Here is a 22,459-nt window from a genome sequence, read left to right on the forward strand (position 1 = left end):
GATCGACCTGACCATGTTCGCCAATCGCCTCGCCTGGGCACTCGCTGCCGGCGCGTGCCTGCTGTGCGCATGCGCCGCGCCCGGCCCTGCACCCGCGGACCTGCCCGCGTCGATGCCGCCGCCCAAGGCGCGCGCGGAGGCCACCTCTGGCGCAAGCGATTTCTCGTCGCTGCTCGCCAGCCGCAGCCGGTCGGTGGTCGACATCAGCACCCTGCGCATCGGACGCGACCTGAATCCGGAAGACATCGAGCTCGAGATCGCCCCCGAGCACGATTTCGCCGACCGCCTCGCATGGCCCCTGCCCGCGAGCGCACGCATCAGCCAGGTCCGTGACCTCGCTTCGGGCCTGATCATCCGCAGCGACGGCCTGATCCTCACCAGCGCGCACGTCGTCACGAACATCGACGAAGTGCAGGTCCAGCTGGACGATGGCCGCCGGTTCACGGCGAGCGTGGCCGGCGTGGACCGGCGCACCGACGTCGCACTGGTGAAGATCGATGCGACCGACCTGCCCGTGGCCGTGATCGGCGATTCCTCGTCGCTTGCGCCCGGCGACTGGGTGGCCGCGGTCAGTTCGCCCTTCGGCTTCCACGGCAGCGTGACCGCCGGCGTGGTGAGTGCCGTCGGGCGCGTCATGGCAGGTGCCGGCGAGATCCCGTTCATACAGACCGATGTCGCGATCAATCCGGGCAGCTCGGGCAGTCCGCTGTTCAACAGCCGTGCGGAGGTGGTGGGCATCAACTCGATGATCTACAGCGGCAGCGGCGGCTACATGGGGCTGTCCTTCGCCGTGCCGATCAACCTGTCGATGCGCATCGCCGGCGAGCTGCAGGCGCATGGCAGCGTGCGCCGGGCCTACCTGGGTGCCGAGTTCCAGGAAATGACGCCCGCGCTGGCCCAGTCCTTCGGCCTGCCGGCCCCGACCGGCGCCCTGGTGGTCCGCGTCGAACCCGGCAGCCCGGCGCAGGCCGCCGGCCTCGCGCAGGGAGACGCCGTGCTCGCACTCGACGGTCGACCCGTCGAGCGGTTCGCCGACCTCCCGCAGCAGATCACGCAACGCTCACCCGGCAGCCGGATGCAGCTGCAGGTATGGCGCCAGGGCGCCCCCCGGATGCTTCGCGCGACGCTGGCGGTGCAGCCCGCCACGGCCGGCACCTCCTTCACCGCTGCTCCCTCCGAATGGAACGACGGCCTGGGCCTGAGCCTCGGCGAGCTTTCTCCCGCCCAGCGGCTGCAGCTCCACCTCGACAGCGGCCTGATGGTGCGCGAGGCCGGCGGCCTCGCCCGCAGCGAAGGCATCCGGGCGGGCGACGTGGTCGTGGCCGTGAACACGACGAAGCTCTATCGCGTCGAGGACCTCGGGCAGGCGCTCGCCCACGTGCCGGGCGGGAACACGGTCGCGCTGCTGGTCATGCGCGACCGCCGGCTCGCCTACGTGGCGGTGCGCCTCCCCGCTTCGCGCCGGGGTCGCTCATGACCGCATGCCGCAGCCGGGAAACGTCGCGCGCATCCCATCCGCAATTCATTCACCGCAAGGACCCCGACCATGAAACACCTCGATGCCACCGACCGCCGCACCCTCCATCGGCAACTCGAGTCGATGAAGCGGCAGGTTCTCGATGAACTCCGCGCCTCGGCCCCCACGGCCGAACTGCTGTCCGCCGACGGCGGCCGCGAAGTGACGACCCATGCCGACGACGCCGAAGCGGAGCGCGCGGCCGACGTGCACCTGGCCGAGATCGAGATCGACCGCACCCGGCTGGAAGAGATCGAGCTCGCGCTCTCGCGCCTGTCGGACGGCCGCTACGGCGTCTGCGAGGACTGCCGCGCCGAGATTCCGCGCGCCCGGCTGTTCGCGCAGCCGACGGCGATCCGTTGCGCGGCCTGCCAGGCGGCCATCGAATCGCATCAGCGCCGCTGAAGCGGCGACCGGGCAGGCTGCCTCACCGCTCCTCGCCCGCCTTCTTCCCCTTTCCCTTCCTCGCCTTCCTGCCCTTGGCTTTGGGCTCGGACGAGGCCTTCGACTCCTTGACCTGCTGGCGATCCGTCGGGTGCAGCAGGGTCTTCTCGACATTTCCGGTCGATGCCTTGTCGCGCGCAAAGCTCACGACCCGGTACACCGAGCGCGTGGCCGCGCCGCTGCCCAGGTTGCAGATCACCGTGTCGTTGCCGCCCTCGCTCACGAACTCTGGCGCCTCGTGTTCGAGCCAGTCGTGGTTCTCGATGGTCGTTTCGATCCGGCACTCGCCTGGCACCACGATGCCGAGCCGGTGCAGGAACTCGCGTGGCCGGCCGAGGTAGGTCCGGAACTCGGCGGGCGAGCATTGCCAGAAGTGCATGTGGAAGGGTTCGTCCCGGATCACCTTGGACCGGGCGGAGAGATCGACGATCTTGATCGGCATGTTGCGCTCCGATGGGTTGGGATGGCTTGAAACGGCAAGACGTCGGAAGCGTAGAAGCACCCCGTCGGCGCGACCTTGACGCTGCGCAAGGCGATCCGCGCGCGGCACTGCAGACTTCAGCGCGGCGCCCGCAATCCCCGGGGCGCGTTTCCCCAAAGGAGCTGGAGTGACCCGCCCACACAATGAATTCGACCGCCTGCTTCACGCCGCCTGGGGCCGGCTAGGCGGCGGCGTGTCGCCGGCGGCGCTGATGCTGGCGTGGTCCGACTGGGCCATCCATTTCGCAACCCAGCCCGGGCGTGGCGCCAGCCTGGCGCTGCACCAGGCCCTGCCCTGCGCGCAAGCGCAGGCGCACGACCCGAGGCTGACCGGGGACGACTGGGCGCCGTGGCCCTTCTGCGCCTACCGCGAGGCCTTCGAAGCTGTCGGACGGCGGCTGCTCGAATTGGTTGGCGATGTGCCCGGCGTGGACCGGCACCACGGCCAGCTGGTGGCCTTCACCGTGCGGCAATGGCTCGAGATGGTGTCGCCGGCCAACTTCCCCGCGACCCACCCGCAGGTTCTGAAGAAGACCGCAGCCACCGCGGGCATGAACCTGTTCACCGGCGCACTGCAAGGCACGCAGGACCTGTTGCGAGGCGCTCTCGGGATGCCGCCGGACGGCGCGGAAAAGTTCAGGCCGGGGCACGAGGTGGCGCTCACGCCGGGCAAGGTCATCATGCGCAACGAGCTCGTCGAACTCATCCAGTACGCGCCCGCGACGCCGACAGTGCATGCCGAGCCGGTGCTGGTCATCAGCGCCTGGATCATGAAGTACTACGTGCTGGATCTCTCGCCGCACAATTCGCTGATCCGCTACCTCGTCGGGCAGGGCCACACGGTATTCGCCGTCTCCTGGAAGAACCCCGATGCCTCGGACGCAGGCTTCGGGATGGACGACTACCTGCGGCTGGGCATCCGCGCCAGTCTCGACGCCATCGAGACCGTGATGCCCGGCCACCGCGTGCATGCGCTCGGCTACTGCCTCGGCGGCACGCTGATGGCCATCGCGGCGGCGGCAATGGCGCGCGACCGGGACGACCGCCTCGCCTCGCTCTCGCTGCTGGCCGCGCAGACCGACTTCACCGAGCCCGGGGAGATCGGCCTGTTCATCGACGAGAGCCAGCTCGCCTTCCTGGAGAACATCATGGCGCACCAGGGTTTCCTCGGCGCTGCACAGATGGCAGCGGCCTTCCAGTCGTTGCGCCCCGGCGAACTGATCTGGGCGCCATGGGTGCGCACCTGGCTGCTCGGCGAACGCCCGGCGCTGAACGACCTGATGGCATGGAACACGGACGGCACGCGCATGCCCTACCGCATGCACGCCGACTACCTGCGCAGCCTCTTCCTCGACAACGCGCTGGCCGAGGGCCACTACCTCGTCGACGGCCGGCCGGTATCGCTTGGCGACATCGACCTGCCTGTCTTCCTGCTCGGCACCCGCACGGACCACGTCGCGCCCTGGCGCTCCGTCTACAAGTTCAGCCTGCTGTGCGACGCCGAGCTGAGCTTCGTGCTCACCGAAGGCGGCCACAACGCGGGCATCGTGAGCGAACCCGGGCATGCGCACCGCGGCTTTCGCATGCTGCACCGGCCCAGGCATGGCGCGTACGTCGCGCCCGACGAGTTCCTCGACCGCTCGCGCGAAGTCGATGGGTCGTGGTGGCCCGCATTCCAGCAATGGCTCGCGGCACGCTCGGGCCCCAGGCGCCGCCCGCCCACGATGGGCGCGCCGCGCCGCGGGCTCGCTGCGCTGTGCGATGCGCCCGGCACCTACGTGCTGGTGCGATGAGCAGCAGAGAAGAAGGCCGGAGAAATGGATGGAAAGGGCGGCCGGCCCTACAGCGCCGGCCCCAGCCCGATGGGCGCGGGCACGATGTTGACGATGCGGGTGAACAGCGCGTTGTATTCCAGGTCGGGCACGTGGCCGGTCATCGGGTCGCGGTTCTGCGCGAAAGCCTCGTCCAGGTCGCGCCAGTCGTCTTCGGTCAGAACCCGCTCGGCCAAGGGCAGGATCTCGCGCTCCTCCAGCGCCATGTGATCGAGGTAGAAGTCGACGTATTCGCCGACGGTCTTCTCGAACTTCTCGCGCCGCGGCTCGCCCAGCATCTCGAAGGCGAGCAGCGCGTGCTCCACGTTGCGGATCCGCCGTTCGCCCCTTGCATGGTCGCTGTCGAGCCTGTCGAGCAGTTCCCGCGAGATCGGCGTCCTGGCGCGCAGCTTGGGAAACAGCAGCTCGGTCTCCTTGCGGTGGTGGCGCTTCTCCGGGAACTCGTCCACGTAGAACAGCATGGCCCTGAGCGTCGCGAAATCGGGCAGCGTGCCCTTCCTGCGGTGCTGCTCGAGCAGCATGACGATGGATCGGAGCATGGCGGCGAGGGCCGCGTGCTCCTGCCGGATGATGCGGACGGTGGCGTGGGGCATGAGAGTGTTCCTGTGCATGCCCCGAGGGTCGCGCTTTCGCCGCGCAAGGGCTTGTTCCATATCAAGTCCGGCCTGCCGCGGGTCCGTCCCTTGATCGACGTCAAGCCGCGTCGAACGTACGTCCGGATACTGGAGCAACCTCAACCAACAAGCCGGAGTCGTGCCATGTACCAGCGGATTCTTGTTCCCATCGACGGCAGTTCCACCTCCAGCCGCGGGCTGGCGGAAGCCATTCAGCTGGCCAAGCTCACGGGCGGGCGCCTGCGCCTGGTGCATGTGATCGACGAACTCTCGTTCGCGCTGACCATGGATGCCTACGCAGGCTATGCGGGCGACTGGTCGGAAGAGCTTCATGCCAACGCAAGGAAGCTGCTCGAGGAGGGCCAGAACCAGGCTTCCCAGGAAGGTGTCGAAGTCGATGCGATGGTGCTCGACAGCTTCAAGCGCAGCGTGCACGACCAGGTCATCTCGCAGGCGCAATCCTGGAAGGCCGACCTGATCGTGATCGGCACCCACGGCCGCCGGGGGCTCGGTCGCTGGGTCATGGGCAGCAGCGCGGAACACATCCTGCGCCTGTCGCCCGTGCCGGTGCTGCTGGTGCGCGCGCCCGAGAGTGCGAAGGCCGAGCACGAACGGTTCAAGCTGCCCAGCGGAGAGCTGGCCAGCCAGTGAAGGGTCACCAGCCGAAGCCCGCCGAGCGCCATTGCGCCAGCAGCTGCGCGATGTCGACAGGCTCTTCGGTGGACACCTCGATCGCGGCCCGGCGTTCGTCCGCATCCAGCGGCTCGTGCGTGGCCAGCTGGCGCTCCAGCACGGCCAGCCCGGCTTCCGATGCGTCGGCGCCCGCGGCCTCCCGCTCGGTCACGCGGTGGCGCAGCGTGGCCGGCGTGGCGCTGCAGTCCAGGATCGAGAAGGGCACGCGCAGTTCCGTGGCCAGGGCCTCGAAGCTGCGCCGCTCCGCGCTGCGCAGGAACGCCGCGTCGACGATCGCCGGGTAGCCCGCGAGCAGGGCATCGCGGGCGCAGGCACGCAGCCTCTCGAAGGTCCGGCGGGTCGCCTCCGCGCCATAGATGTCCAGCCCTGCGGCGGCGGAGCGCTCCATCGGTGCGAGGCCGAAGAGGCGCTTTCGCTCCACGTCGGAGCGCACCCTCACGGCGCCGGCGGCGCACAGGAGCTGCCGGGCCACGCTGGACTTTCCTGAACCCGAGAAGCCGTGCGTGATCAGCAGCCGCGGGCCCGCTTCCGAAGGCGCGGCCAGCTGCCGCGCGCATGCAAGGTAATCGGGCCCCTTCCTCCTTGCGTCCGGATCGCCCGGCTCACCAGGTTCGCCTGGCATGAGGCCGGACGCCATGGCCCGAACCAGCGCCCTGTAGACCTCGTAGAACCGAAGCACCTGCAATCCCGCGTAGTCGCCGCTGTGCTGCAGCCATGCATCGAGGAAGCGGAACGCGAGCTCGCCATGGCCGTGGGCCTTCAGGTCCATGGCGAGGAAGGCAACGTCGCTCATGACGTCGATCCACCGCAGGGCCGGGTCGAACTCGATGCAGTCGAAGGGCGTGAGCGCGCCGTCGACCAGCACCACGTTGGCCAGGTGCAGGTCGCCATGGCATTCGCGCACGGCACCGGCCTGCTGCCGGGCGATCCAGGCCATGCGCAGCGCGTGGCCCTGGTCCTCGATCCAGCGGCCGATATCGGCCAGCGATGCGGCACGAGCGCCCTCGTCCTTGCGGCCTTCGCCTTCGTGCACCTGGGCGCGCAGGGAGGCCAGCACCTCGGCCGCCGCCTGGACGATCGCATCGGGCGCGCCGAAGCCCGAGACCGGGGCCGCGCGCGGCGCCTGTCCATGCAGGCCGGCCAGCCGCTGTGCGAAGCCATCGAGCAACCGGGGCTGCAGCGCGTCCGCCGCCACCAGGTTGCGCAGCAGCGCGGACTCGTCGAAGCGCCGCATGCGCACCACATGGTCGATCGGCATGCCGCCGCCGATGTGCGGCGACTCCGGGGTGCCGCAAACGGGCGCCACGTCGATGTAGAGCGACGGCGCGAAGCGCCGGTTCAGGCGCAGTTCCTCCTCGCAGAAGTGCCTGCGCGACTCCGGCGTGCCGAAATCGAGGAACGGCAGCCGCACCGGCTTCTTGAGCTTCAAGGCCTGCGTGGGCGTCAGCAGCACCCACGAAATGTGCGTCTCGACCAGCGCCACGGGCTGTCCGGTCTCGCGCTGCAGCTGCGCGCGCAGGGCGTCGATCAATGTGGTGTCCATGGGGCGGCTTCAGCCGGGTGGAGCCCGAAAGGGGATGACGGGGTGCAGGCGCAGCGCCGGAAGACCCCGCAGACCCGACTCAGTGCGCCATCAGCACGGGCACGGTCATCTGCGACAGTATCTGGCGCGTCACACCGCCCAGTATCCGCTCGCGAAGGCGCGAATGGCTGTAGGCGCCCATCACGAGGAGGTCGGCGCCGAAGTCGGACACCCGAGAAAGCAAGGCGTCCGCAATGCCGATCTCCGTGACTTCGGATTCGGCCCGCGCCTGCACGCCGTGGCGCTGCAGGAACTGGATCATGTCGTGGATCAGCAGGCGCTGCGCGCCGTCCTCGTCGCGCGGATGGCGCAGCGACAGCAGCGTGACGCGCGCACTGCGCAGGGCGGGCAAGGCCGCGTGCAGGGCCACGGCCGCCTCGCGCGAACCGTCCCAGGCGACCACGATGTTCCTCGGCACCCCGTCGAACTCGCCGGCCGAAGGAACCACGAGTACCGGCCGGCCGACTTCCATCAGCACGTGCTCGGCGAGGTCGTGCACCGTGGTGTCCCGCCGGGTCGAATCGTCGCCCTGCCCCACCACGACGAGATCGCTGGCATGCCCGTAGCGCACCACGGCGTCCTCAGTGACGCCATCGACCAGCTGCACCTCGTACGACAGCGGCCCCGTGGCTGCGATGTCCTGCCTGAACTCCCGCGCGATGGCCTCGGCGCGGCGGCGCAGGTAGTCGGCCGATTCGGCGATGTAGTCGGTCATGCCGGTGGCGATGGCATCGGCGGGAATAACGCCGTCATAGAGGCCGGTGGGTATCAGGCCCGTCAGGTGGCTCTCGTGCGAACGCGCCCACCGGGCGGCCAGTGCCGCACGCACCGGGCTGCGATCGGAACGGTCCAGGTGGACGAGGATGGTTCTGAAATTCATGTCTGCCCCGCAAGGTGGTGCGCCGGGTCGCGACGCGGAAATCGGAAGGAAATGCCGGAAGCAACTAGCGAAAGGAGATGCCGGCCCCGCGTCCATGTTCGCGCCCCGTGTGGGCACGGAGGTTGACGACGATCAAGTCCGTGTCGGGCTCAGCGCTTGAGCACGCACTTCTCGTACAGGCGCGGTGCCCTCCCCTCGGGGTCGTAGCGTTGCTTGAGTGCCTCGTAGGCAGCCATGCCGTAGGCGCGGTCGAACTCCTCGCGCGTGAAGAAGCTGTCCGAATAGAGCGATTTGATGCCGCCCAGGCGGAGCGCCTCCTGCTCCACCAGCCGGTTGAAATGCCCCGCTTCGTACGCGTCCCGGCGCTCGACCACGTCCCAGAAGCCGAAGTTGACGTACAGCGTGCCCGCATCGAGCGGATAGAGCACGAAGGCTGCGCCCGGCTGGGGCACCCGCACCGGACAGATCCAGACCGGAAGGATGCCGATATCTCGCAGCAGGAACGCCAGGAAGTCGCGTGCGCGGCCGATCGGAATGTCGACGTCCTGGATCACCGATTCGGTGTGCATCCCCCGCAGCGCGGACAAGCGCCTGGTCAGGCCCCAGCGTGCGTTCATGCGCATCAGCCGCGTGTAGGTGCGGGAGTTGAGATGGCTGCGGCCGAACAGTCGCCGTACCAGCGGGTTCTGCGCCGCGAAGTTGCGCGAGCACCAGAACCAGTCGGTGTCCCAGCGCCACAGGTAGTCGCGCACGGCGAGGTGATCGACGGGCATCTCAAGCAGCGAGCGGTAGTAGATGCGCTCGAATTCGTAGTTGCTCGCCCAGGGCGCGGCCTGCTCGAAGCGCGCGACATTCAGCACCATCGAACGGGAGCCGAACACCACGGCATCGACGAAGTCCGCATCGCCTTGTGCCGCCTCCGCCAGGGCCCCGAAGAATTCACTCGGATGCTCCCAGGCGATGTGCTCCACCCGCACGAAGGGCAGCACGGGCTGCGTGCGCAACACCAGCCGCAGCGCGTAACCCAGCGAGCCATAGGAGTTGGGGAGGCCGAAGAACAGGTCGCGATGCTCGTTGTCGGGCGTGCATTGGACGATGCGGCCGTCCGGCAGCAGCACGTCGAGCTCCAGCATCGTGTGGTGGACCAGCCCGTGGCGCATCGAGCTTGCTTCGATGCCCACGCCCGCCACCGCCCCGCCCGCCGTGATGGTCTTGAGCTGCGGCACCACCGCCGGCATCACGCCGCGCGCCAGCGTGGCGTCCACCAGAGTCTCGTAGGTCGCCATGCCTTCGACCTCGACGGTGCCGCGCGCCGCGTCGACATCGATGACATGGTCGAACTCGCCGAGGTCGATCCTTCGCCGGGCGCCGGCCTCGCGGTCGCGGAACAGGTTCGACGTGCGCTTGGCCAATGCGATCGGTGCCCCCGAGCCCGTGCCGCTCTCGCGCAGCGCATCCAGCAGACGGCTCCTGCGGGCCTCGTGGGCCCGCGCTTCGCTGCCGGGGATCATGGCCCGGGCACGTACAGGTGTGCACGGTCCATCGGGTAGCTCCGCGGCGTCACGTTGCCCTTGCTGAAGACGATCTGGAAAAGGTGCGTGTAGCCCGCGGGCGACCGGAACATCTCGGCGCAGCCGACCAGGTAGGTGCGCCAGATTCGCCGGAATCGCTCGTCGAAGCGTTGCGGATCGAGGCGCTGTATCGCGGGCCAATGCTTCTCGAAGCGCTCGGCCCAGGCATCGAGGGTGGGCGCGTAGTGCCTGCGCAGGTTCTCGATGTCCAGCACCTCCAGGCCGTTGCCTTCCATCTCCATGATCACGTCGGCGAGGCTGGGTATCCAGCCGCCCGGGAACACGTGCTTGCGGATGAAGAGCTCCGTCTCGAAGCGGCCCACATGGCCGATGAAATGCAGGATGCCGAGCCCGCCGGGCTTCAGGAACTGCGCATGGGCCCGGACCACCTCGGGCAGCTGGTCGCGGCCCGCATGCTCCAGCGTGCCGATGGAGACGACCTTGTCGTACTGCTCGTCGACGTCGCGAAAGTCGGCTTCGCGCACCTGCAGCGAGGCTTCGAGGCCACGCCGCTCGATCTCGTCGCGCAGCCACTCGACCTGCTCGGTGGCTGTGTTGAGCCCCACGCCCGTGGCGCCGACCTTCTCCTGGGCGCGGAACATGAAGCCGCCGAAGCCGCAGCCGATGTCGATGAAGCGGTCCTCGGGCCGCAGGAGGATCTTGCGGCAGACGTGGTCGATCTTGCGGCGCTGCGCCTCCTCGAGGCTGCGCGTGCCTTCGGGCCAGTAGCCGCAGGTGTACATCATCAGCGGATCGTCGAGCCACAGGCGGTAGAAGCCGGTGCCCAGGCCGTAGTGCGCCCGGGCATTGGCCTTGGCATGGACGGGGTCCCGGTTCGAGTGCCGCAACTCGTGCAGGCTGTTCTCGATGCCGTTGAGCGCGCCCGCCCGATGATCGAAGCCGGCCGCCATGCCCGCGGCCAGGGCGGCGCCGAAATCGCCTTCGACATCCACCTCCCGCTCGAAATAGGCTTCCATCAGGCCGATGTGGCCGCGCGTCGCGGTGGCGAACAGGGCCGCCTCGGTGTGGAAGACGACCGTGAAGGCCGGCGTGCCCTCGCCCACACGGTGGCGGCTGCCATCGGGCATCGCGATGGCGAAGCAGGCCGCGGACCGCCGGCCAAGGTCGTCGAGCATGTGGCGCAGCGGCGGCGACAGCGTCATGGGGCGCGTCCGGTCCCGCTTTCGCCTAGCCGTCCAGCGGCACGCCGCCGCCGAACCTGCAGATCCACTGGTCCGTGAGCTCGCGCTGCACGGCGCCGAAGGAGCGCTGCCAGTCGGTCATCAATTCCAGTTGCCGCAACTGCACCTGCAACGCGCTGCCCGCAACCGCGATCTGCCAGTTCACGAGGGCCTGGAGGTAGTTGCCGTCCAGGGGGACCGGCTGCGCCTGGATCAAAGGAAAGGGTTCCGCGGGCATGAGGGTTTTCTCCTTGGGTCTTCGAGAGCCGAGTTCATCCTAGGCACATGCCGCGGCTGCGGCTTGACACACATCAAGCCCACGCTGCATGCCTTGCGCCTATTTCAGGCCGGCGCGTCGCGCATCGCACTGCGCAGCCGCGCCGCCGCCTGGCTGGTCTGAGCCTCCACGGCCTGCCAATGATCGGCGTCGGCGGCATCCATCTCGGCCACCTTCTGCTCCACCGCCTGCGAGGCCTGCCGCAGCACGAGGATCTGTCTTTCGAGGTTCGCGCGGGCCTTGCCGCCCTCGCCGAGCGCAAGCTGGCGCTCCAGCCGCGCGAGGGTCCGCCCTGCCCGGTCGACGTCCTGCAGCGCCTGCTCGACGATCGCACTCTGCGTGCGGGTGATCGGCGCATGGACGAACGCCGGTTGCAGTGCCAGTGCCTGGCGATCGGCATCGGGCAGCAGCAGGCGGGCGCCGCGCACCACCAGCTGCGAGGCCGGTACGGCGACCAGGTGCCGCGAACCCGAAGGGAAGTTCCCGATCTCGACGATCAGGAAGGTCACGCGCCTGTCCGGCGCGACGATCAGGTCGAGTGCCCTGCCGATGCGCTCGCCCGAGGCGTCGTACACGGCCTGCCCGAGGATGCTCTGCTTTGCGCTCCATCCCGAGATCAGCTGGCCGGTCTCCGTCAGGGTCGCACCCGCATGCGTGACGCCGGCCACCTGCGCGACCGCGATGCCTGTGCCCGCGGCGACCAGCGCCGGCACCAGTCCCAGCGTGGCGAAGTGGCGGATATTCACGCCGCGCCTCCCGATCAGCCCGCCTTCATGGGCGCGGCCATGCCCTCGTGCACCGCGAAATACCGGCGCGCCAGTGCGACGAGCTCGTTCGTGCTCATGCGCTGCACCGTCTCCCAGCCGACGATCTGCCGTGCCAGTTCGGGCCTGTGCTTGTCGACATAGTGGCGAAAGTCGGCCTGCGCCGTGTGGGAACCGGTGACGAGCACCTGCGCGACCCCCTTCATGGCGTCGCAGACTTCGCCGAAGAATTCGTGTTCGCTGCGCACGCTGCTGCCGTGCTGGCGCGTGTAGCGGGCGTGCTCCCTGACCTGCTGCGCGAGGACCTGGGACGCATCGAACTGGAAGACTTGCGCGGCGTGGTGATCGACCCAGGCGACGGCGTGGAAAAGGGACATGGCTCGGATCCGTTCAGAGAAATGAAGAGGCGAGAAAGGAAGGGCAAGGCCCCGGGCGCTATGCCTCGATGAGGACCTTCAGCGCATGCGTCTCGGCCGCGCGAGAGAAGGTGTCGTAGGCATCGATGACCTGGTCCAGTCTGAAGCGGTGCGTGATCAGCCTCGACGGGTCGACCTTGTTCGACTGCACCGTCTTCAGCAGCATCGGCGTCGAGACGGTGTCCACCAGCCGCGTGGTGATCGCGATGTTCTGCGACCACAGGCGCTCCAGGTGGAGATCGGCCGCATGGCCGTGGACGCCGATGTTCGCGATGGTCCCGCCGGGCGCCACGATGTCCTGGCACAGCACGAAGGTGGCCGGGATGCCCACGGCCTCGATGGACACGTCGACACCGCGTCCGCCGGTCAGCGCGAGCACCGACTCCGCCGCGTTGCCGCCGGTGCTGTTGACCGTGTGCGTCGCGCCGAAGCGGCGTGCAACCTCCAGCCTTCCCTCGTCGAGGTCCACGAGGATGATCTGCGAGGGCGAGTAGAACTGGGCCGTGAGCAGCGTGGCCAGGCCGATCGGGCCCGCGCCGACGATGGCCACCGTGCTGCCCGGCGCCACCTTGCCGTTGAGCACGCCGCACTCGAAGCCGGTGGGCAGGATGTCGCTGAGCATCACCAGCGCTTCCTCGTCCACGCCCGGCGGCACGGGGTAGAGGCTGGTGTCGGCGTGCGGTATGCGCACGTACTCCGCCTGCGTGCCGTCGATGGTGTTGCCCAGTATCCAGCCGCCGGTGGCGCAATGCGAATACATGCCGCGGCGGCAGTTCTCGCACTTGCCGCACGAGGAGATGCACGAGATCAGCACGTGGTCGCCGGGGTGGAACGCGGTCACGCCCGCGCCCACGGTCTCGATCACGCCCACGCCCTCGTGGCCGAGGATGCGTCCCGGCGTGCAGCTGGGCACGTCGCCCTTGAGGATGTGCAGGTCGGTGCCGCAGATGGTGGTCTTGAGAATCCGGACGATGGCGTCGCCCGGCGCCTGGATCTCCGGCTTCGGGCGGTCTTCGAGCGACTTCAGGCCGGGGCCCTGGTAGACGAGTGCTTTCATGCCCCGCACGTTAGGTCCCCGAAGAGGCAGCTGCCTTGATCCAGCGCAAGGGACTGCGGCTCGCGCGCCTTGACGCGGCCAGGCGGCCGGAGAGACTGCGTGCATGAACTCGTCGGCCGCGATCGTCGGACTCGCCGTGGCCCTGGGCGTCGGCCTCGTGATCGGCATCGAGCGCGAGCGCCGCAAGGGCGACGGCGACCGCCGCGCGGCGGCGGGGCTGCGCACCTTCGCCATCGTGGCGCTGACCGGCGCCGTCGCGCAGATCCTCCCCGTCCCGTCATTGGTGCCCATCGGAGGCGTGCTGGTCGCCGCGCTGGCGGCGGTGTCGCACTGGAAGAGCCGCTCGCTGGACCCGGGCATGACCACCGAGATCGCCCTCTTCGCGACCTACCTGGTCGGCGTGCTGAGCGTTCTCGAACCGGCGCTGGGTGCCGCCTGCGGAACGGGCCTGGCGCTGCTGCTGGCGGCGCGCCGAAGGTTGCACCGGTTCGCCACGCAGCTGCTGAGCGAGCAGGAGCTGCACGACGGCGTGCTGCTGGCGGCGCTCGCCCTGATCGCGCTGCCGCTCATCCCCTCGCGGCCCATCGAGGTGCTTGGCGGCATCAACCCCCGGCCGCTGGCCTCGATGGTGCTGCTGATCATGGCGATGCAGGCCGCCGGGCAGGCGGCCGTGCGTTGGCTCGGCGTGCGCGGCGGCCTGCTGGGTGCCGGCTTCGCGTCCGGCTTCGTCTCCAGCACCGCCACCGTGGCCTCGTTCGGCAACCGCGCGCGGGCGCAGCCGCTGCATACCGGGCTGCTGGCCGGCGCCGCGGCGCTGTCGGCGGTGGCGACCTGGGTGCTGGCGATCGCGATGACGAGCGCACTGTCACCGCAGGCGGGGGCCGCCCTGGTGCCCGTGGCGCTGGCCGGTGCGGCGGGCGCCGTGGCCGCCGGCCTGTTGCCGCTGCTGACGTCGCGCGACGCCGCGGCCGTCGAGCCGCCCGCCACGCAGCGCAGCGCGCTGCGTCCGCGCGAGGCTCTGGCCGTCGCGCTCGCGCTGGCGCTCGTCGCGCTGCTGGTGGGCTCGGCGCAGCGGCACTTCGGCGATGCAGGGCTGCAGGCGGGCATTGCGCTCGCGGCCCTGGTGGATGCGCACGCTCCCGTGGCTTCGCTCGCATCGCTGCACGCCGCCGGCACATTGACGACGGACCTGTTCATCCAGGGTGTGCTGGTGGCGGTGGGAACCAACACGCTCACGCGGTGCGCGGTGGCGCTCGGCGCGGGCGGCCGCGCCTACGCGCTGCGCGTGGGCGCAGCACTGGTGACCAGCCTGGGCTGCGCATGCATCGCGGCCGCCTGGCTGCGGGCCTGAACCCCATCGAGCCGCATCGAGCCCCACCAAGCCGTCTCAAGCCGCAGCCACCGGCGCCGCACAGCCGCTGCACGCCGGCCGCGTGCGCACTTCCAGCACCGAGCCCTGCGCCGCCGAGCCCGATCGGTAGGCGGCCAGGCCCTTGAGTCCCAGCTGCCAGGCCTGCATGTAGAGTTCCTTGAAGTCCTCGTAGGCGCAGTCGACCGGCACATTGACCGTCTTCGAGATGGCGGCATCGATGTAGGGCGCCACCGCCGCCGCCATGTCCACATGCGCCTTCGCGCTCATCTGCAGCGCGGTGACGAAGGCCGGCCCGAGCGCTGCGCGCTCGCCCCTGCGCTGGCGATACAGCCTCAGCGCGTGATCCTCGACCTCGTACTCCCGCGTCCCGCCTTCGGGCAGGCGCTTGCGCCGCGTGCAGCTCCACGCGAAGGCCGGTTCGATGCCGTTGCTCGCGTTGTCCGCGAAGGCCAGGCTGATGGTGCCCGTGGGCGCGATCGACAGCAGGTGCGAGTTGCGCATGCCCCAGGCGCGGATGCGCGTCTTCATCGGCTCGGACAGGCGCGACGCGAAGGTGCCCCACCCGAGGTACGTGCCGGCATCGAAGAGCGGGAACGCCCCGCGCTCGCGGGCCAGCGCGCACGAAGCGGCGTAGGCCGCATCGCGCAGCGTGCGCGCGATGCGCTGTGCGGTGGCGCGGCCCTGCGGCTCGTCGTAGCGCAGGTTGAGCATGACCAGCGCATCCCCCAGCCCGGTGAAGCCCAGGCCGATGCGCCGCTTCAGCAGCGCCTCGCGACCCTGGCGCTCCAGCGGCCAGGCGGTGATGTCCAGCACGTTGTCGAGCATGCGCACGGCCAGCGCGGCGAGCCGGGAGAAGGCGTCATCGTCGAAGCGCGCCCCCGGCTCGAAGGGGTCCCTCACGAAACGGGTCAGGTCGATCGACCCCAGGCAGCAACTGCCGTAAGGCGGCAGGGGCTGTTCGCCGCAGGGGTTCGCAGCGGCAAGCGTCTCGCAGCTGTAGAGGTTGTTGTCGGCATTGATGCGATCCAGGAAGAGCACGCCCGGCTCGCCGTGTGTATGGACCGAGCGCATGATGCGGTCCCACAATGCCTTCGCGGGGCGGCGGCCGTACACCCACAGCCCGTCCTCGCGCCGGTGCTGCTGCGCGCTGCGGATGCGCGGACCGGGCTCGGCCCGGTGCACCAGCTCGACCTCCCTGTCGTCCAGCACGGCCAGCATGAAGGCGTCGGTCAGCGCCACCGACAGGTTGAAGTTGCTCAGTTCGCCGTCGTCCTTCGCGCCGATGAAGGCCTCGATGTCGGGATGGTCGCAACGCAGCACGGCCATCTGCGCACCCCGTCGCGCTCCGGCCGATTCCACGGTCCGGCACGAACAATCGAAGACGCGCATGAACGGCACGGGTCCCGAGGCGCTGGAGCGCGTGCCGGCCACCCAGGCCCCGTGCGGGCGGATGCGCGAGAAGTCGTAGCCCACGCCGCCACCCATGCGCATGGTCTCTGCGGCTTCCGCCAGCGCGATGTAGATGCCCGGATAGCCCTCGTCGTTGCCGATGATCGAATCGCCCACGGGCTGCACGAAGCAATTGATCAGGGTGGCAGCCAGCGTGGTGCCCGCCGCGGCCTGGATGCGCCCCGCGGGCAGGAAGCCGTCACGCAATGCCTGCAGGAAGCGCGCCGCCCAGGTCTCCCGCTCACCGGGCTTCTCGGCCTGGGCCAGCGCCCGCGCCACCCGGCGATGAATGTCGTCGATGCCGTGTTCGCCCTCCTGCGCGTACTTCTCCATCAGCACGTCGCGGCAGATCGGCTGCAGCGGCAGTTCGGGCGGGCTTGGGCTGTCGGCGGTGTAACTGGTCATGGCCATCGACGCACGGGTGGAGCACCCATGATGGACACGCATCCGGGGACCGCCTTGATCCATCGCAAGACCCCGGCCGCCTCGAACTCCTAGATTCAACCGGACAGCCACAACCAGGAGAAGAAGCACCATGCCAAGCCACTATCGCCTTGCCGACATCACGGTCCGGATTCCCTCAGGCACCACCGAGCCGGGACGCATCGCCCTGCTCCAGGAAGCGGGCATTCCCGTCAACCTGTCCGGCGAGGTCGCACGGGGCTTCCTGTACGAGCGGCAGCCGCGGAGGCTGGGTGCCGATTCGATCTGCCGCTGGTTCGACACCGGCGAAGTCGCGCCCGCGCACGGCATTCCGGGCATGCCCGCCATGTCCTCCATGTCCTCCTCCATGGGACCGGCCGCCGACCGTACGTCCGCCGCTCGCACAGCCTGAGCACCCGAGATGAGCACGCTGCGTTCGATCCTCGTCCATCTCGATGGCACCGACCGTGCCGAGGTGCGACTGCGCCTTGCGCACCGCCTCGCGGCACTGCACGGGTCCGCCTTGACCGCGCTTTTCGCGGTGTCGCCCTCGGTGCTGGCGGTGCTGCCGATGATCGGCGGCCTGCCTCCGATGCCGATGGCCGGCGACATCGACCCCGACCACCGCGCCCATGCGGCCGCGATGTTCGAGCGCCTGCTGCAGGACCACGCCAGCCGCAGCGACTGGCACGAGTTGCGTGGCGAGCCGGTCGTCGAGAGCTTCGTCCAGCATGCGCTGACCAGCGATCTCATGGTGCTGGGACAGCGCGATCCGCGCGACAAGGCCGGCTTCGACGTCCCGGCCGATTTCGTCGAGGCGGTGGTGCTCGCCAGCGGCAAGCCGGCGCTGGTCGTCCCGTTCGCGGGCAGGGTGTCACCGAACCCGGGCAGGGTGCTGGTCGCATGGCGCTGCGCGCGCGAGGCGGCCCGTGCGCTGGAGACCGCGCTGCCCCTGCTGCGCTCGGCGCAGGAGGTCCACCTCGTGGCCCCGGTGAGCGCCTCGGATCCCGAACACGGCACGACGATGTCGAGGCTGCGCGACTACCTGCGGCTGCACGGCGTCGGGCAGCTGCGGGAACACAAGGCGCTGGCGGAGGACAGGCATGCCGGCGAGGCGCTGCTCTCGCTCGCGCAGGAGACCGGCGCGGGCCTGATCGTCATGGGCGCCTACGGCCACAGTCCGGCACGCGAGCTCATGCTGGGCGGCGCCACGCGCACGGTGCTGGAGCGGGCCTCGGTTCCGGTCTGGATGGCGCACTGAGCGCTGCCTTGGGACCTGTTCCGCCGGAACTCATCCAGCCTCCTTCCATATCCGGAGCAGCGATTCGGGCGCCTGCTCCTCGGGCACCTCGAAGACCACAGCCGGGACCGGGCCATCGCCGCGCCCCCCTGCTCCAACGTCGTCGCCGTCGTTGTCGTTCTCGTCGATGAATATCTCGACGCGGTAGCGGCGCCGGTCGGCACCCTGCACGCCGGGGCCGCTTTCGCAGCCGCGCTCCGCGGCCTCCCGCAGCATCTGCATCAGGCGCTGCCTCGTGGCCCCGCCGTCGCCATCGAGCACGACGCTGCGCGGCCGCGAGAGACCTGGAGTCCAGGCAAAACCGCCTTCGCGCGCAATGCACACGGCCCGGATGCGGCGGGCTGGCGGCAGATCGATCATGGCGCTGCGGCACTGCGGCCCCAAGACGCTGCGGCGAACGCCGCGACGAAGCGCGGCAGCTCCCCGAGCGGCAGACTGTCGATGCCGGCTGCGCGCGCACGGCCCGCGCCACCGAACCGGCTGCACAGCGCGTGGGCGCCGTGCGGGCGCGCCTGCGGCGCGCGGACGCTGACGACGTAACCCTCTTCCCGCGCCACGAGCACCGCATGCGCGAGCCCGGGTTCGCTGCTCGCCAGCTCGTTGGCCAGGCAGCCCTGCACGCGACGGCTCCAGGGCGCATCGGGCAGCACGCGAACGCTTCCCTCCTCGCCCTGCCAGATCGGCGCGGTGCCCACGGCCCGGCGCAGGTCGGCCTGGCGCACCGCATCGATCTCGTCGACGATGCTCTCGTGCGCCAGCATGTCGCGCGGGTCGCGGTAGCGCAGCATCAGCGCGTAGAGCAGGCGCGGCGGGATGCGGACGTCGCGCTCATGCTCGCCGTAGGCGTTGTAGTTGATCAGCATGCCCAGCCGGTGCAGCCCCGCACCATCGCCGGGCTCGAAGCCGCCGTCGAGCGCCAGCTGGTCGGCCACGGCCGCCATGTTGTCGCCATAGATCCCCACCAGCGCCCAGGCGCGGCATGCGCCGCCCAGGTGCCGATCCACGAGCAGGCTGGTGCAGACCGCGCTCGCCTCGTCGATGTGCGCCTCGAGCTGCGGATGCCGTGGCACCTCGCCCGCGGCGTGGTGGTCGAAGTAGCGCACGCGCGCGCCCTCGCCGAGCAGCCGCAGCAGGTCGGCGCGGTTGCGCAGCATCGAGAGGTCGAACACGTTGACCTCGTCACCGCGCCCCGCCGAGACGCCGCCGAGCAGTGCGATGTCGCGCTTGAGGCCCGTCACCAGCCGGACGGTGCCTGGCCGGTGCAGCCGCCATTGCACGGCCGCGCAGAGGCCGTCGGCATCGCCGTTGCAGACATCGAACCTCGTGGCCATCGTCCGGCCCTGCCTCTGCCTGTCTCAGGCCCCGGTGCGCCAGGAGCCGTCGGGCTGGCGGCACGCGCTGCCGGCGATGCCGTCGGGACGGCCGCCGACCACGACTTCGAGGCGGAATTCGCGGCAGCGGGCGCCGCTGCGCTCGAAGCTGCGCGTGGGCGTGAACACGAAGCTGTCGCCGGTGTCGCGGTTGTGCCAGGCCGACGACTCGCCGTTGCCCAGGCTCTCCAGCGCGCTCGCCGCGCGGCGGCGGTCGCTGTCGTCCATCGCGCGGGCCGCCACGCTGCCGGGCACGAAAGAAGCGATCGAGCCGGTGAGCATGGCTCCGCCCGGCGCTGCGGCCGGAAAGCCGCCGCATGCGGCTACCAGGGCAGCAGCCGAGATAGCGACAGCAACGGCGAGGGACATCGGAGGCGCCGGGCAACGCTTCATTCGCAGCTCCTCGGCGCCGGCGCTTTCAAGTGCGTTCAGGCGTAGGAACGCAGCCGGCGCGAAAAATCCGCCAATGGCGCGATGCCGCTCGCCTCGGCACGCTGGCACCAGTCCTGCAGTTGCCTGGCCAGCTGCTCGCCGGTGGCGCTGGAACGGCTCCACAGTGCAGCCAGCTCGTCGCGCATCGAATACATCGTAGCCAGCGCCTGCGAGGCCTTCAACGCCTGCAGCATCTGCCGGTGCCGCGAGGGTCCGAGCAGGCCCTGGTCCTTGCCCAGCCAGGGCTTGACGGCCTTCAGGGCGCGCGCAGCTTCAGGCGAGATGCCGCGCAGGCGGTCGAGCTCGGCCACGCAGGCCTTCTTCAGCGAGCGCGTGTAGTTCGACAGCACGTCGTAGTGGCAGCGGATGATCGCCTGCACCGTGGCCAGGTCGACGTTCGCCTTGGGCGCGACCAGCCGCGGCGTGGGCGCCACATGCTTCACGCGGGCCAGGCCCAGCGCCTGCAGCGTGCGGATGTAGAGCCAGCCGATGTCGAACTCGAACCACCTGCTCGACAGCTTCGCCGACGCCGGGAAGGCGTGGTGGTTGTTGTGCAGCTCCTCCCCGCCGATCAGGATGCCGATGGGAAAGATGTTCGTGCTGGCGTCGCGCGCCGGCCAGTTGCGGTAGCCCCAGTAGTGGCCGATGCCGTTGACCACGCCAGCCGCCCAGAACGGGATCCACGCAATCTGGGTGAGCAGCACCAGCGCGCCGGGCACGACGCCGAAGAGCGCCATGTCGACCACGCCCATCAGCACGATACCCAGGGTCTTGTGCTTCGCATAGACGTGCCGCTCCAGCCAGTCGTCAGGCGTGCCGTGGCCGTAGCGCTCCAGGGTCTCGGCGCGCCTGGCTTCGCGCACGTAATAGAAAACGCCGCCCCAGAGCACGCGGTTGAGCCCGTGCACCTGCGGGCTGTGCGGGTCTTCCGGGGTCTCGCACTTGGCGTGGTGCTTGCGGTGCACCGCAGCCCACTCCTTGGTCGCCATGCCGGTGGTCAGCCAGAGCCAGAAGCGGAAGAAGTGGCTCGCCACGGGGTGCAGATCGAGCGCGCGGTGGGCCTGGTGGCGGTGCAGGAATATGGTGACGGAAGCGATGGTGACGTGCGTGAGCGCGAGCGCGGCCAGCAGCACGCCCCACCACGGAAGATCCAGCACGCCGGAATGGAGCAGGGATTGCATTCGTACCTCTTGAACAGTGCCGGCGATTCTGCGTACTGCGGGGGCGCGCACCTTGATGCACGTCAACACGCATCGTCCGGTTTCGCGTTCAGCGAGATCACCCGCCGGAACTTGCCGCTGCGGCCGCATTGCGTGCTCTCGCCCGCGCGGCACTCGATGCGCACGCCCTTCGCGCCCTGCGTCTCGAGGAACGCCGCGAGCGCCGCGCGCGCCTTGCGCAGGGTCCGCTGCATCTTCTGTCCCTGCCCGCGGCTCCTCAGCAGCAGCTCGCGCGGCCCCTGCTGCACCAGCTGGAAGTCGAAAAGTCCCGCCTCCTCCTCGAGGACGGTGCTCACCGCCAGCGGAACCACCCTCACCGCCGGCATGCCGACACCGGCCGCGAGGCACAGGGTGTCGTCGTCGCGCCCATGGACCTCGATGACCGGAAGATGCGATCCGCACCCGCAGGGCGCATCGAGCAGCCTGACCCTGTCGCCCAGGTCGTAGCGGATCACCGGTTGCAGGTGGTTGGCCAGGTTGGTCAGCAGGGTCGTGATACCGGCATGGCCGGCCGGCACTGCCCGGCCCTGGGCATCGACCGGCTCCAGGATCGCCCAGTCGCTGTTCAGGTGCAGCACGCCCAGCGAACATTCGAACGCCAGTGACAGGAACTCCGAGGCGCCATAACTGTTGGCGACCGGGCAGGCGAACGCCTCCTTCAGGAAGGCGCGTCCGGCTGCAGAGAGCGTTTCCCCGCCGGTCCATATCTCGCGCGGCGCTGCCTTGAGCCGGCCAGCCTCCCGCTCCTGCGCGAGCACGATGGCGGCGCTCGGATAGGTGGCCAGCACCGTGGGATTGAAGGCATCGAGCTCGTCGCAGAGCCTGTCCAGCGGCTGCAGGAATGAAATGCCGCGCAGGCGGGACGCGAGGCCGGGCTGCAGGCGGCGCAGCCGCTCGACCGATACCGTGCTCGCGAAATGCCCGCCGGTCGCGCCCACGAAGGCGATGCGCTCCCCCAGGCTCCACGGGTCGAGCAGCCGCTCGAAGGGCCGAAGCAGCGGTCTGCGCAACGCCTCCAGCGCGTCGTACACGGCCATCGCACGCGCGTCCTGCACGAAGATCGCGGGCTCGCCGGTGCTGCCGGAGCTTTCCCATGCCGTGTAGGGGCCCAGGCAGTCGGCCGCGATGTTCGCCGGTTCGGCGAGGAAGCGTCGCAGCGCCGGCAGCGACAACGCCGGGTCGCAGACCCAGCCTGCGAAGTCGCCCATCAGTTCCGCCTTGCGGGCCACCGGCAGCTCCTCCAGCCGCGCAGTGGCCGGATCGCAGCCGGCCAGCAGGCGCCGGTAGCGTGGCGAATGCGCTGCCGCCGCGGCGAGCAGCTCCGCCAATCGCTGCGACCGCATCGCGGCGAGCGAGCCCGCAGCCGCATTCGTGGCCATCGATACCTCGGCCGCAACCACACAGGCCCGCCACGGATCAAAGATCGGCGGCATCGGGCGCGGCTCCGGGCGAACGGGTATCCATGGCGGGTTCCTCGGCCATGGAGCTTGCGCCCATGCCGGCGCGACGGGTTGACGTGCATCAAGCCGGCAGGTCGCGGCGGCCCGCACGATGGCATGTCCCGTCACTGCCGCGCCGTCTTCAAT

23 protein-coding genes are annotated in these 22,459 nt (G+C 69.9%); 7 read left to right on the forward strand and 16 right to left on the reverse strand.

The window, feature by feature from the left end; genetic code table 11:
• Positions 1-13: 13 nt before the first annotated feature.
• Entirely contained in the window at positions 14-1,477 is a 1,464-nt protein-coding gene (locus ACTJLF_RS19325) for a trypsin-like peptidase domain-containing protein (protein WP_440883718.1), read from the forward strand.
• 69 nt (positions 1,478-1,546) lie between these two features.
• Positions 1,547-1,921, forward strand: a complete 375-nt coding sequence (locus tag ACTJLF_RS19330; protein WP_019657333.1) for a TraR/DksA family transcriptional regulator — start codon at positions 1,547-1,549, stop codon at positions 1,919-1,921.
• Positions 1,922-1,943: 22 nt separating this feature from the next.
• Here the strand turns inward: ACTJLF_RS19330 and ACTJLF_RS19335 are convergent, their stop codons facing one another.
• Entirely contained in the window at positions 1,944-2,402 is a 459-nt protein-coding gene (locus ACTJLF_RS19335; protein ID WP_132752764.1) for a hypothetical protein, read from the reverse strand.
• Positions 2,403-2,568: 166 nt separating this feature from the next.
• Between ACTJLF_RS19335 and ACTJLF_RS19340 the strand changes: the two genes are divergently transcribed.
• On the forward strand, positions 2,569-4,233 hold the full coding sequence (locus ACTJLF_RS19340; protein ID WP_440883719.1) for a PHA/PHB synthase family protein: 1,665 nt from the start codon (positions 2,569-2,571) through the stop codon (positions 4,231-4,233).
• 47 nt (positions 4,234-4,280) lie between these two features.
• On the opposite strand, the gene ACTJLF_RS19345 is transcribed toward ACTJLF_RS19340, so the two are convergent.
• Positions 4,281-4,865, reverse strand: a complete 585-nt coding sequence (locus ACTJLF_RS19345; RefSeq protein WP_440883720.1) for a hemerythrin domain-containing protein — start codon at positions 4,863-4,865, stop codon at positions 4,281-4,283.
• A 165-nt stretch (positions 4,866-5,030) separates the two neighbouring features.
• Here ACTJLF_RS19345 and ACTJLF_RS19350 point away from each other — a divergent pair, with 165 nt between their 5' ends.
• A complete protein-coding gene (locus tag ACTJLF_RS19350) occupies positions 5,031-5,537 on the forward strand; it encodes a universal stress protein (RefSeq protein ID WP_440883721.1) in 507 nt (168 codons plus the stop codon).
• 4 nt (positions 5,538-5,541) lie between these two features.
• On the opposite strand, the gene ACTJLF_RS19355 is transcribed toward ACTJLF_RS19350, so the two are convergent.
• The 8 genes from ACTJLF_RS19355 to ACTJLF_RS19390 form a co-directional block, all read right to left on the reverse strand.
• Positions 5,542-7,122 (reverse strand): AAA family ATPase, encoded by a 1,581-nt coding sequence (locus tag ACTJLF_RS19355; RefSeq protein WP_440883722.1) that lies wholly within the window; start codon positions 7,120-7,122, stop codon positions 5,542-5,544.
• Positions 7,123-7,201: 79 nt separating this feature from the next.
• Positions 7,202-8,041 carry a universal stress protein gene (locus ACTJLF_RS19360; RefSeq protein ID WP_145760005.1) on the reverse strand — a complete coding sequence of 280 codons (840 nt, stop codon included), beginning with the start codon at positions 8,039-8,041 and terminating at the stop codon, positions 7,202-7,204.
• A 149-nt stretch (positions 8,042-8,190) separates the two neighbouring features.
• Positions 8,191-9,552 carry an FAD-binding oxidoreductase gene (locus ACTJLF_RS19365; RefSeq protein ID WP_440883723.1) on the reverse strand — a complete coding sequence of 454 codons (1,362 nt, stop codon included), beginning with the start codon at positions 9,550-9,552 and terminating at the stop codon, positions 8,191-8,193.
• Entirely contained in the window at positions 9,549-10,775 is a 1,227-nt protein-coding gene (locus tag ACTJLF_RS19370) for an SAM-dependent methyltransferase (protein ID WP_145760003.1), read from the reverse strand. The genes ACTJLF_RS19365 and ACTJLF_RS19370 overlap by 4 nt, the downstream gene beginning before the upstream one ends.
• Positions 10,776-10,800: 25 nt before the next feature.
• Positions 10,801-11,031: a hypothetical protein gene (locus ACTJLF_RS19375; protein WP_020723310.1), complete on the reverse strand. Its 231-nt coding sequence runs from the start codon at positions 11,029-11,031 to the stop codon at positions 10,801-10,803.
• Between the two features lie 104 nt (positions 11,032-11,135).
• Positions 11,136-11,816, reverse strand: a complete 681-nt coding sequence (locus tag ACTJLF_RS19380; protein ID WP_440883724.1) for a PRC-barrel domain-containing protein — start codon at positions 11,814-11,816, stop codon at positions 11,136-11,138.
• A gap of 14 nt (positions 11,817-11,830) precedes the next feature.
• Complete coding sequence (locus ACTJLF_RS19385) at positions 11,831-12,211, reverse strand: hypothetical protein (protein ID WP_440883725.1); 381 nt, start codon at positions 12,209-12,211, stop codon at positions 11,831-11,833.
• A 58-nt stretch (positions 12,212-12,269) separates the two neighbouring features.
• Positions 12,270-13,307, reverse strand: a complete 1,038-nt coding sequence (locus ACTJLF_RS19390) for a zinc-dependent alcohol dehydrogenase family protein (protein WP_440883726.1) — start codon at positions 13,305-13,307, stop codon at positions 12,270-12,272.
• A gap of 103 nt (positions 13,308-13,410) precedes the next feature.
• Between ACTJLF_RS19390 and ACTJLF_RS19395 the strand changes: the two genes are divergently transcribed.
• Positions 13,411-14,658, forward strand: coding sequence for an MgtC/SapB family protein (locus ACTJLF_RS19395; RefSeq protein WP_184606623.1), 1,248 nt, complete (start codon positions 13,411-13,413; stop codon positions 14,656-14,658).
• A gap of 36 nt (positions 14,659-14,694) precedes the next feature.
• Here ACTJLF_RS19395 and ACTJLF_RS19400 read toward each other — a convergent pair whose 3' ends face one another.
• Positions 14,695-16,539 (reverse strand): adenosylcobalamin-dependent ribonucleoside-diphosphate reductase, encoded by a 1,845-nt coding sequence (locus tag ACTJLF_RS19400; RefSeq protein ID WP_440883727.1) that lies wholly within the window; start codon positions 16,537-16,539, stop codon positions 14,695-14,697.
• A gap of 124 nt (positions 16,540-16,663) precedes the next feature.
• Between ACTJLF_RS19400 and ACTJLF_RS19405 the strand changes: the two genes are divergently transcribed.
• Positions 16,664-16,963: a hypothetical protein gene (locus ACTJLF_RS19405; protein WP_440883728.1), complete on the forward strand. Its 300-nt coding sequence runs from the start codon at positions 16,664-16,666 to the stop codon at positions 16,961-16,963.
• Between the two features lie 9 nt (positions 16,964-16,972).
• Positions 16,973-17,812, forward strand: a complete 840-nt coding sequence (locus tag ACTJLF_RS19410; protein ID WP_440883729.1) for a universal stress protein — start codon at positions 16,973-16,975, stop codon at positions 17,810-17,812.
• Between the two features lie 30 nt (positions 17,813-17,842).
• Here the strand turns inward: ACTJLF_RS19410 and ACTJLF_RS19415 are convergent, their stop codons facing one another.
• The 5 genes from ACTJLF_RS19415 to ACTJLF_RS19435 all read right to left on the reverse strand — a co-directional run bounded on the left by ACTJLF_RS19415 (position 17,843) and on the right by ACTJLF_RS19435 (position 22,252).
• Positions 17,843-18,211, reverse strand: coding sequence for a protealysin inhibitor emfourin (locus ACTJLF_RS19415; protein ID WP_440883730.1), 369 nt, complete (start codon positions 18,209-18,211; stop codon positions 17,843-17,845).
• The gene (locus tag ACTJLF_RS19420; protein WP_440883731.1) at positions 18,208-19,182 is read right to left on the reverse strand and encodes a hypothetical protein; all 975 of its coding nucleotides are present in this window, start codon (positions 19,180-19,182) and stop codon (positions 18,208-18,210) included. The genes ACTJLF_RS19415 and ACTJLF_RS19420 overlap by 4 nt, the downstream gene beginning before the upstream one ends.
• A gap of 24 nt (positions 19,183-19,206) precedes the next feature.
• Positions 19,207-19,590: an RT0821/Lpp0805 family surface protein gene (locus ACTJLF_RS19425; RefSeq protein WP_440883732.1), complete on the reverse strand. Its 384-nt coding sequence runs from the start codon at positions 19,588-19,590 to the stop codon at positions 19,207-19,209.
• Positions 19,591-19,649: 59 nt separating this feature from the next.
• The gene (locus ACTJLF_RS19430; RefSeq protein WP_440883733.1) at positions 19,650-20,834 is read right to left on the reverse strand and encodes a DesA family fatty acid desaturase; all 1,185 of its coding nucleotides are present in this window, start codon (positions 20,832-20,834) and stop codon (positions 19,650-19,652) included.
• Positions 20,835-20,896: 62 nt separating this feature from the next.
• Positions 20,897-22,252, reverse strand: a complete 1,356-nt coding sequence (locus ACTJLF_RS19435) for a phenylacetate--CoA ligase family protein (RefSeq protein WP_440883734.1) — start codon at positions 22,250-22,252, stop codon at positions 20,897-20,899.
• Positions 22,253-22,459 lie beyond the last annotated feature (207 nt).

The sequence above is a fragment of the Variovorax sp. 22077 genome, assembly GCF_052044195.1.
GTDB lineage: Bacteria > Pseudomonadota > Gammaproteobacteria > Burkholderiales > Burkholderiaceae_C > Variovorax > Variovorax atrisoli.

Coding starts and splice junctions, on each gene's coding strand:
- ACTJLF_RS19325 (WP_440883718.1), top strand. CDS start 14: ATGTTCGCCAATCGCCTCGCCTGGGCACTCGCTGCCGGCGCGTGCCTG.
- ACTJLF_RS19330 (WP_019657333.1), top strand. CDS start 1,547: ATGAAACACCTCGATGCCACCGACCGCCGCACCCTCCATCGGCAACTC.
- ACTJLF_RS19335 (WP_132752764.1), bottom strand. CDS start 2,402: ATGCCGATCAAGATCGTCGATCTCTCCGCCCGGTCCAAGGTGATCCGG.
- ACTJLF_RS19345 (WP_440883720.1), bottom strand. CDS start 4,865: ATGCCCCACGCCACCGTCCGCATCATCCGGCAGGAGCACGCGGCCCTC.
- ACTJLF_RS19350 (WP_440883721.1), top strand. CDS start 5,031: ATGTACCAGCGGATTCTTGTTCCCATCGACGGCAGTTCCACCTCCAGC.
- ACTJLF_RS19355 (WP_440883722.1), bottom strand. CDS start 7,122: ATGGACACCACATTGATCGACGCCCTGCGCGCGCAGCTGCAGCGCGAG.
- ACTJLF_RS19360 (WP_145760005.1), bottom strand. CDS start 8,041: ATGAATTTCAGAACCATCCTCGTCCACCTGGACCGTTCCGATCGCAGC.
- ACTJLF_RS19365 (WP_440883723.1), bottom strand. CDS start 9,552: ATGATCCCCGGCAGCGAAGCGCGGGCCCACGAGGCCCGCAGGAGCCGT.
- ACTJLF_RS19370 (WP_145760003.1), bottom strand. CDS start 10,775: ATGACGCTGTCGCCGCCGCTGCGCCACATGCTCGACGACCTTGGCCGG.
- ACTJLF_RS19375 (WP_020723310.1), bottom strand. CDS start 11,031: ATGCCCGCGGAACCCTTTCCTTTGATCCAGGCGCAGCCGGTCCCCCTG.
- ACTJLF_RS19385 (WP_440883725.1), bottom strand. CDS start 12,211: ATGTCCCTTTTCCACGCCGTCGCCTGGGTCGATCACCACGCCGCGCAA.
- ACTJLF_RS19390 (WP_440883726.1), bottom strand. CDS start 13,307: ATGAAAGCACTCGTCTACCAGGGCCCCGGCCTGAAGTCGCTCGAAGAC.
- ACTJLF_RS19395 (WP_184606623.1), top strand. CDS start 13,411: ATGAACTCGTCGGCCGCGATCGTCGGACTCGCCGTGGCCCTGGGCGTC.
- ACTJLF_RS19400 (WP_440883727.1), bottom strand. CDS start 16,539: ATGGCCATGACCAGTTACACCGCCGACAGCCCAAGCCCGCCCGAACTG.
- ACTJLF_RS19405 (WP_440883728.1), top strand. CDS start 16,664: ATGCCAAGCCACTATCGCCTTGCCGACATCACGGTCCGGATTCCCTCA.
- ACTJLF_RS19410 (WP_440883729.1), top strand. CDS start 16,973: ATGAGCACGCTGCGTTCGATCCTCGTCCATCTCGATGGCACCGACCGT.
- ACTJLF_RS19415 (WP_440883730.1), bottom strand. CDS start 18,211: ATGATCGATCTGCCGCCAGCCCGCCGCATCCGGGCCGTGTGCATTGCG.
- ACTJLF_RS19420 (WP_440883731.1), bottom strand. CDS start 19,182: ATGGCCACGAGGTTCGATGTCTGCAACGGCGATGCCGACGGCCTCTGC.
- ACTJLF_RS19425 (WP_440883732.1), bottom strand. CDS start 19,590: ATGTCCCTCGCCGTTGCTGTCGCTATCTCGGCTGCTGCCCTGGTAGCC.
- ACTJLF_RS19430 (WP_440883733.1), bottom strand. CDS start 20,834: ATGCAATCCCTGCTCCATTCCGGCGTGCTGGATCTTCCGTGGTGGGGC.
- ACTJLF_RS19435 (WP_440883734.1), bottom strand. CDS start 22,252: ATGGCCACGAATGCGGCTGCGGGCTCGCTCGCCGCGATGCGGTCGCAG.